The 8,164-nt window shown below is 47.5% G+C and carries 9 protein-coding genes; 4 read left to right on the top strand and 5 right to left on the bottom strand.

Translation table 11 applies throughout. From position 1 onward, the window contains the following. Positions 1 to 130: 130 nt before the first annotated feature. The 4 genes from QUA78_RS25250 to QUA78_RS25265 all read right to left on the bottom strand — a co-directional run bounded on the left by QUA78_RS25250 (position 131) and on the right by QUA78_RS25265 (position 2,239). On the bottom strand, positions 131 to 841 hold the full coding sequence (locus tag QUA78_RS25250) for a M15 family metallopeptidase (RefSeq protein WP_333305272.1): 711 nt from the start codon (positions 839 to 841) through the stop codon (positions 131 to 133). Between the two features lie 22 nt (positions 842 to 863). Further along, complete coding sequence (locus QUA78_RS25255) at positions 864 to 1,217, bottom strand: DUF5615 family PIN-like protein (RefSeq protein WP_333305270.1); 354 nt, start codon at positions 1,215 to 1,217, stop codon at positions 864 to 866. Further along, positions 1,217 to 1,453 (bottom strand): DUF433 domain-containing protein, encoded by a 237-nt coding sequence (locus QUA78_RS25260; RefSeq protein ID WP_333305268.1) that lies wholly within the window; start codon positions 1,451 to 1,453, stop codon positions 1,217 to 1,219. The genes QUA78_RS25255 and QUA78_RS25260 overlap by 1 nt, the downstream gene beginning before the upstream one ends. A 123-nt stretch (positions 1,454 to 1,576) precedes the next feature. Further along, complete coding sequence (locus QUA78_RS25265; protein ID WP_333305266.1) at positions 1,577 to 2,239, bottom strand: class I SAM-dependent methyltransferase; 663 nt, start codon at positions 2,237 to 2,239, stop codon at positions 1,577 to 1,579. Between the two features lie 451 nt (positions 2,240 to 2,690). Here QUA78_RS25265 and QUA78_RS25270 point away from each other — a divergent pair, with 451 nt between their 5' ends. Both QUA78_RS25270 and QUA78_RS25275 read left to right on the top strand, forming a co-directional pair. Next, positions 2,691 to 3,161, top strand: coding sequence for a MarR family transcriptional regulator (locus QUA78_RS25270; RefSeq protein ID WP_333305264.1), 471 nt, complete (start codon positions 2,691 to 2,693; stop codon positions 3,159 to 3,161). A 163-nt stretch (positions 3,162 to 3,324) separates the two neighbouring features. After that, entirely contained in the window at positions 3,325 to 5,004 is a 1,680-nt protein-coding gene (locus QUA78_RS25275) for an HlyD family secretion protein (RefSeq protein WP_333305262.1), read from the top strand. Between the two features lie 152 nt (positions 5,005 to 5,156). Here QUA78_RS25275 and QUA78_RS25280 read toward each other — a convergent pair whose 3' ends face one another. Continuing rightward, on the bottom strand, positions 5,157 to 6,476 hold the full coding sequence (locus tag QUA78_RS25280) for a hypothetical protein (RefSeq protein WP_333305260.1): 1,320 nt from the start codon (positions 6,474 to 6,476) through the stop codon (positions 5,157 to 5,159). A 338-nt stretch (positions 6,477 to 6,814) separates the two neighbouring features. On the opposite strand from QUA78_RS25280, the gene QUA78_RS25285 reads away from it, so the two are divergent. Both QUA78_RS25285 and QUA78_RS25290 read left to right on the top strand, forming a co-directional pair. Then, complete coding sequence (locus tag QUA78_RS25285) at positions 6,815 to 7,042, top strand: hypothetical protein (protein ID WP_333399090.1); 228 nt, start codon at positions 6,815 to 6,817, stop codon at positions 7,040 to 7,042. A 2-nt stretch (positions 7,043 to 7,044) separates the two neighbouring features. After that, entirely contained in the window at positions 7,045 to 7,587 is a 543-nt protein-coding gene (locus QUA78_RS25290; protein WP_333399091.1) for a Uma2 family endonuclease, read from the top strand. The last annotated feature ends 577 nt before the right edge of the window (positions 7,588 to 8,164 follow it).

Genomic DNA, 8,164 nt, shown 5'->3' on the forward strand with positions numbered 1-8,164 from the left:
CCTGGACGCATAGAGTGTCATAAACCTGGTTTGTTGCCGAAGAAAGCACCTAAAAGCTGAGGTTTTTTGTCAATAAACCCGGTTTCTCAAGGTTGCGAGTCCACCAGTCCAGATTTAATTGCGTACCGTTTTAATAGCGGCCGTATCGGGCAATCAATTGATTAACACTATTGTTTTGATTTGTCAACCAAGCCCACATCTGATCGCCCAGACAAAAATGCCACCATTCGTTAGGATGCTGCTGAAAACCCGCAGCTATCATCGCATTTTTTAAGATTTGCCTGTGACAGTGATATTGCTGTTCTTGTGGGTGATTGCTGTTAGCAAAATAATCGGGATAAGAACGTTCTGATATTTCATCAATCGGAGAACCCATATCAATTTGCCGATTATTTTGAGCCGCTAAAGTTACATCTAAAGCTGCACCTGTACTGTGAGGGGGAGGTGTCGCGCGATCGAGGCTCGGTACTGCCCAAAATTGATATACGTGTTCTATAATTACTTGGCGTTTGTCTTCGGAAACTGGAAATTCGCAGCCTTGAGCTAGGGCAATTTGATTAAAAGTATAATCTACCATAAATTGCTGGACTTCGACCGGCCGATAAGCGTCAAATATCAGAATTTTCCAATTTTGATAATTTTGCTGTAGCTCAGTTTGAGCTGCGATTAAACTATCTACAACTCCTTGCCGCAAATAGTAAGGCGAATCTGCTTTGCTGTTGTCATAAGGAGCCCCCAACTTTTGATAAGGGTGCGGGATTTCAAAGGCAAAATTTTCTGGTGGAATGGGGACTAAAGGTTCGCCGCATTCGTCGATCGCTATTTGCTGGTATGGTTTCATATCCAGGTTTCACCCTAATTTATTACTGATGAACTACAATTGTATCGCGATTCATTTCTATCAATGAATTTTCCTGAAAGAGTTCAGCCAACTGCGGCAAGTTATTCATAAATAAGTCTATAAGTTGGTTATTATTTATGTTGCCTGTCGTCAATATCAACAGCTTGTAAGGTTGCTGCTGGATCATAAATGAATCGATAAAATCTCTATCTTTGGTGATAACAATTCTGCTTTCTTGGATGGAAAGCCAGTTAATTTCTGAATCCGGAGTTGCATTTCGTCGAGGTAAATCCTTAGTATGAATACTATCGCAACCAGCAGATTGCAGCACGCGGGCAAGACGTAGTGGTAATTGTGCATCTACCAAAAACTTCATTACACTAATACTCGGTATATGCTTTTCACTTGAGTCAGCCGCGCGGCAAATAGCAAAGCAGCTAGAATATCCTCATGTTTTAAATCATCATAGTCATCTATAATTTCTTTAGCATTCATACCAGAACTTAGTAATTCAAGAATGAACTCTACTGGATATCGGAGACCGCGAATACAGGGTTTTCCGTGGCAGATATTTGGATCGAGTGTGATGCGCTGCAAAAGCTGGTTTTCCATATTTTAGGAGCAAATATTAAATATATCCTAACCTAAAGAGTATAGGTTTCGATCGGTTTGTAGTAAGGACTTTAGTGCTTTCAATTTCCACCTAAAGTCCTAAAGTCCTTACTACAAAAAATTCTAACTTTGGCGGTAAGCAACTACCGCATAAAACGGATCGCCGCTTCCTATTCGCAGCATTTGCATAAAACTCGGCAAGTTAGCCTTGCGAACTATTACTTCCGGCTTGCTAAATCCGGGTATATTCGCTCCTTTGACAGAATCAAAGTAACCCTTGACTAATTCTACCCGATCGCCCTCCGAACCTTCCCGCCAAGCTGCGATCGCCTTTTGATAAAACATCCGGTTGGAAAAGCTCACAATTGCTACGCCACCTGGCTTCAATATCCGGTGAATCTCGGCAAAAATCGCATCCGGGTGTTGCAAATACTGTACCGAAACGCAGTTGACAACGGCGTCAAATTCTGAATCAGGCAGTGGCAACTTAGGATTTGCATTCAAATCCTGGACAAAATAATGATTTAGTCTGCGATTTTTTGCCAACTCCTCTTCATTCATGCCGTGCCCTTCAACATGGGCAAATTGCATCTCGTCGGGGAAGTGAGAAACCCAACTGCTCATCATATCAAAAATCCGAGTATTCGGTTTCAGCCGTTCCCGATATAAATCCGTTAGTTGCTGAATGAATCCATCGTCTACGTGAGTCACAAACCGGGGATAGGAATAGAACAAATTGTCGTCGGTGTCGTCTAACTTGGTGCGTTTGTCGGCTGGAAGCAACATAAATTCTGATCGCAAACTAGATTTACCCTTTCTAGTTTAAGAAAAATTAAGAAATGTAAACACACCTCGCAGGGCGGACATCCGGCAGTCGGGTGATGCTCGATCGTGCGATCGATAATCCTATCGAAAGCTACACATCCTCCGCAGCGCCACAGTCTGCGAGTGTACCCGCGAGTCCGCCAGGGATTTACGTCCCTGGCTTACAGCTAAAGTCTACTTTAAGTGGACTAAACAGCAGTGGCAGTCTCGATCGAACGATCCAGCATCCCATCAGTTAAGCTTGAATTTTTTAGTCTGTTTCAACCGAATTCAGCTTTTAGCCTGGGACTTAAGTCCCAGGGGGATTCCCGGTTTTAGCATAGCTGTCGGCCTCAAAAAATCTGCTTGCGCCCCCTTGACAACACCAAAAAAATATCCTACTCTAATAATACGAACGCTAACTAATAAACCTATGGTTATTACATCCACTGTCGATCGCATAAATCTAGCTCAGTGGCACGACGTTCTCGCCCCTCAGAGCCTGGGCTACCGGCTCAAACTGCTGGCACAGTTAGGCAGCCGCAGGCTGCAAGAGGTACTTGAACCCTTTGGATTGACACCTTTTCACTGGCTGGTACTGTGCTGCTTGTGGCAAGAAGACGGTTTGCCGACTTCCAGCATTGGCGACAAACTGCAACAGGTAGGCGGGACGCTGACAGGCGTGCTCGATCGCATGGAAGAAAGAGGCCTAGTCCGCCGGGAGAGAGACACCCGCGATCGCCGTATATGGCGCATTTGGCTGACAGACTCCGGCACGGAACTGCAAGAGGTATTGCCCCCGCTGGTAGCTAAAATCAGAGATCGAGCTGTCGAGGGAATTTCAGAGGCAGATCGAGAACTTTTTTCCCAACTGATCGATCGATCGATCCTGAATCTTTCCTAAACCGACAAATCAATCTTTTGAGTGAAGTGCAGCAGCATCTACCTCCAGTACATTACAAATAACCGCAAAATACTACGCACTCTTAAAAAAAGCCGTCTTACTAAATAAAAACTACGTACCCTAAACAAACGACATCTTACTAAAGTATCAGGAGTCAAATATCATGAAAGGCACAAACGAAATCAACCCAGAATTCAACGGCAACGGCAACGGCAAAGCAGTCGCCGTATTAGAAAAGCCGATCGACGACACCATCGCTAAAAGCCTACCAGTAATCCCCGCCCCAGAGACAGAAATCAACGCCCCCGCCGAGGTCAAAACAGGCGCAGAAACAGAACTGCAAGCACCACTGCCGACGGCTGCAACACCCAAGAAAAAAGCCCCGAAAGCGTTGATCTTAGCAGCGCTGGGCCTAGGGGCGATCGCCGCAGGCAGCTTCGGCTACCACTACTGGCAATACGCCTCCATCCACCAAGAAACCGACAATGCTACAGTTGCCGGACACATCCACCAAGTCAGCAGCCGCATCAACGGTACAGTCGGCGAAGTCTTAGTACAAGACAACCAACAAGTAAAACCCGGACAACTGCTGATCAAACTCGACCCCCGCGACTACCAAGTTAAAGTCCAACAAGCCCAAGCAGCCTTAGAAAATGCTCGCCGCCAAGCCGAAGCAGCCGAAGCCAATATTTCCCTAGTCGCCCAAACCAGCCAAGGCAAAACTGCCCAAGCTCAAGGAGATATCGGCAGCGCCAACGCTGCCATTTCCACCGCCCAAGCAGCAATTAGAGAAGCGCAACAAGGCGTACCCGCGGCAGAAGCTGCGGTAGCCGAAGCCGAAGCCGGCGTGCCCGCAGCGCAAGCCAAAGTTGCCCAAGCTCAAGCCGGAATTCCGCAAGCTCAAGCCAAGGTGACGGAAGCCGAAGCCGGCATTGCTGCTGCGCAAGCTCAGCTAGCACAAGCGCAAGCCAACCTCGTCAAGACGCAAGCTGATTACAGACGGTACGAAAGCTTGCAGCAAGAAGGTGCGATCGCCCGCCAGCAACTAGACTCCGCCAAAGCAGCCTACGAAGTAGCCCAAGGCCAAACCACCGCAGCCCAACAAGGAATTGCCCAAGCCAGAGCGCGCTTAGCTCAAGCCAAAGAAGGCGTAACCGCAGCCCAAGCAGCAGTAGCCCAAGCTCAAGAAGGGGTAAAACAAGCCGAAGCCCAAGTAGCGCGCGCCCAAGTCGGCGTCGCCAGCGCTGAAGCTAAAGTCGCCCTAGCGCAAGAAGGTATCAGCACCGCCGAAGCCAAACTTGCTGCATCAAAGGGCGGATTGCAACAAGCTGAAGCTACGGTAGAGCAAACTAAAGTCAGTCGATCGCAGTATGATGCTGCTAAAGCTGCGATCGGGCAATCGGAAGCCGCGGTTAAAGACGCTCAACTGCAACTTTCCTACACGAATATTACTGCTCCGGCCGCCGGACAAATCGGCCGCAAATCCGTTGAAGTCGGGCAGCGGGTGCAGCCGGGAACTCCGTTAATGGCGATCGTCAGTAACGATTTGTGGGTAGTTGCCAACTTCAAAGAAACGCAACTGGCAAATATGAAACCAGGCCAAAAAGTAGAAATCAAATTAGATGCTTTTGGTGGCCGCAAATTTGAAGGTCATCTGGATAGTTTCTCCCCTGCTTCTGGCGCTCAATTCTCCTTATTGCCTCCCGATAATGCTACGGGAAACTTCACCAAAGTTGTGCAGCGGATTCCGGTAAAAGTTGTGTTTGATGCTGAAAGCATTAAAGGCTATGAATCGCGGATTGCACCGGGGATGTCGGCTACGGTAAATGTTGAACTGAAATGAGGGAAGAAGACGGATGTTGACACGGATACACGGATGAATTTAGAAGTCGGGAATTTGATTTTTTCGGTTAAGGGCGATCGCTCTTTGAGGTTTAACAGTTTGCACAAATGATTTCAAAAGACAGGTAATGAACCTCATACGTTAGAGCGTACTCACCAGATTAGCGGATTGGGTTCGTTCTTCCAGAAAATCCAGCGACGAGTTTCTAAGTGATTGCCGTTCCCAATCTGGTAGGAAGCCTGCATTCCGGCATCCAACTTGATGATTGAGAGAAAACCTGCATATGTGGAAACCGCAAGCGTCGTACCGTCGGCTGAAATGTCAATGTCACCAACACTGGAACCGATAAAGTGCTGCCATCGAGCTTCCCCTGTCATACTGAAGGCACGGACGTACCCACTTGCATCACCTATGATAAACTCGTCGTTACGACTGACACCTGCATAAACCCGTGCACCGTTTTCAAGAATAGGAGTGCGTTTGTCTTCTTCATACGGGTCTGTCTCCAGAGCGTGTAGCAAATTCGTTGGTACGCCGATGGTTATGCCGTTGTAGAAATGGCAAGAGTTGAACGCAATCATGGCATCGTCTGAGCTAAATAAGGCGTAGTGTGGATATTCACTTTGATTGCCAATGTTGCCAACGACCGCCAGTTCGTCGTTGAAAATCAAATGCGTACTGTCTTGTGAACCAATAGCGATGAGCTTTCCATTTTTGGATACTGCACCGTGTTCCATAGAAACGTCTATCGTCAGTTTTTCATTTGGATATTCTTCTCGTAGCCATTTGAAGTGTTTTTTCATCTGCTCTGTGGTTGGAAGTAGTCGCTGGGCATCGGATGGCGACAATAGGAATATGCCGTCGCTACTTACTAAGAGAGTTCGCTTTCCGTCAGGAAAAGGAATCAGTCGTGTCGGGGTTGGTGGCGAATCCAACGCTGAGACATCGAAACCATCAGGCACATCTTCCAGTCCCGTAGGCCACCGACACAGAGCAACTTCGGGGCCATTCCAGCCATCGACAATTCGGACACCATTCGATTGGGCGAGCGCGAAATAACGACGATTCGGGCCTTGACCAAAGAACCCCACATCCGGTACGTCTGTGACGGAATCACCAACGATGTGAACCGTCCGACCTGTTTCATACGGCGCTCCAATGCGAGCAACTATCGATGAGTCAGGAAGAATGCAAACAATAGGTATGCTTTGTCCATTTTCTTCTAACAGCTCAATCAATGGACTATGCGCTGGAGGCCACCGTTCTCTGAGATCGCTCAATTCGCCGTTTGCATTCGCCTGCCGAACAGCACCTATTACGGTGTTCGCCAAATGATTTCGGCCGGGATCGACTGGCTCTTCACTAGCCTTTTCCCATCCTTCACGAAGACCTTTTTCGACAAATGAGTTTACCGCTGCGGCGTATGCAAGCGTTTTGCTTCGCCATTCCTCTTGTGCTGAGTTCTCGATCATAGGTAAAGCAAGTTATATTTCCTGTACGCTAAAATTTCCGAGAGTGAGCGATCGCAATTTAATCTGATTTTTTTCGGTTAAGAACGATTGCCCTTACAATATCATCCGTGTATCCGTGCTATCCGTGTCGTGCTGTTGTTCTTTTTTCCCTCTTCCGCATGAAGGGCGATCGAACTTTTTTCACCAACCATATCATGCTCGACGGTAAATGTTGAACTGAAATGAAGCCACGCGCGACACCGATATTGATACGGATACACAGATGAATTTAACTGTGTTTCCTTTAATGTCAGCTACGGTACAATAGTATGAACTAAGTGTCTCTGGCGGTTCTTCCGGTGATTTCCAAGCCTCTGTTGCAAAATTTGCCCAGCACTGCCGACCTGCCCTGTTCGGACGATACGCCCGTGGATAACGAAGACCAGAACCTGTTACCCAATTTGCTGCTGCTGTCATTGATTTACCTCTGGTCAGCGCGGATGGACTGGTACTTCGGCGTCGATATGGCGGTGTATCACACTACTGGGGTGAGTCCGAAAGTGCCCGTGTTCCTGATGCTTTCCTGAGTCTGGGGGTAGAGCGCAAGAAGGGAGGAAAATCGCGGCGCAGCTATGCCACTTGGGAAGAAAACGAGGTGGTGCCGATTTTTGTGTTGGAGATGGTGTCCCACCGTCCCGGAGGCGAATATGACGAAAAACTGGAGCTCTACGCCGAGTTAGGCGTGCTGTATTACCTAATTTATAACCCTGAATTTTGGCAGCGCGATCGCCATCAACCCTTTGAACTGTACAAACTCGAAAATGGCGTTTATCAACTACAAATTGGCGAACCTTACTGGATGCCGGAGGTGGGGTTGGGAATTGGACGCTATCGGGGTTTGGTAGGTGGTTTGTCCCAGGAGATTTTAACGTGGTACGACGCAGCGGGCGATCGCTGCCTCAGCCCCGAAGAGCGGGAAAGACAACGCACAGAGGAAGAGCGACTGGCGAAGGAGCAAGAGCGACTGGCGAAGGAGCAAGCCCAGCAACGTGTAGAACGATTAGAGGAAATGCTGCGATCGCAAGGTATCGATCCCGATCGATTGCCGGATGCAGTGGATTCTGGCGATTGAGATAGCGGTCTTAGTTTTCCGGAACGTTGTCTTTACTTCACCGCGATCGGGACTACTCCTACGCTGTTTCTGGTTCGTCTAATTCCAGAAAAAAGCCCTCAGCATTCATGACTAAATCTTCATCAGACAGCGGTGGAAAGTCTAAATAAGCTGTGATACCAACTTTGGTCGTAACCTTTAGTGATATAAATTAGATCTCTAGGCTTACCCCCGTATTCAAAATAAATCTTTTGCTGAATTCCAAAACTAAAGATTTAGAATTACTTAGCTATACAGTTCTAAAAACACCTGTTCAAATAGATCCTAGACATTGTGCAGGCTAACGTTGCCCATCACCCGCCGCCGATAGCCTTTGCATCATAACCGATCAACTTTCGGCGGTCGGTGTGCATGGGCGTTGTTATACAGTGATCACAAAGACTTGATACCTTCAGCTTCAAGACGCTCTTTAATAGATTTTCCTCCTCCTGCGACCCTATCTAGGAATAAGGACATACTTTGAATAAGCTGTTAAACATCTAAACTGCATTAACTAAGTTGCCTTTATTTTTTATCTTTCGGTTCCATTTCATAATTA

Origin of the sequence: Microcoleus sp. K4-B3 (assembly GCF_036704615.1) — a bacterium.
Lineage (GTDB): Bacteria > Cyanobacteriota > Cyanobacteriia > Cyanobacteriales > Microcoleaceae > Microcoleus.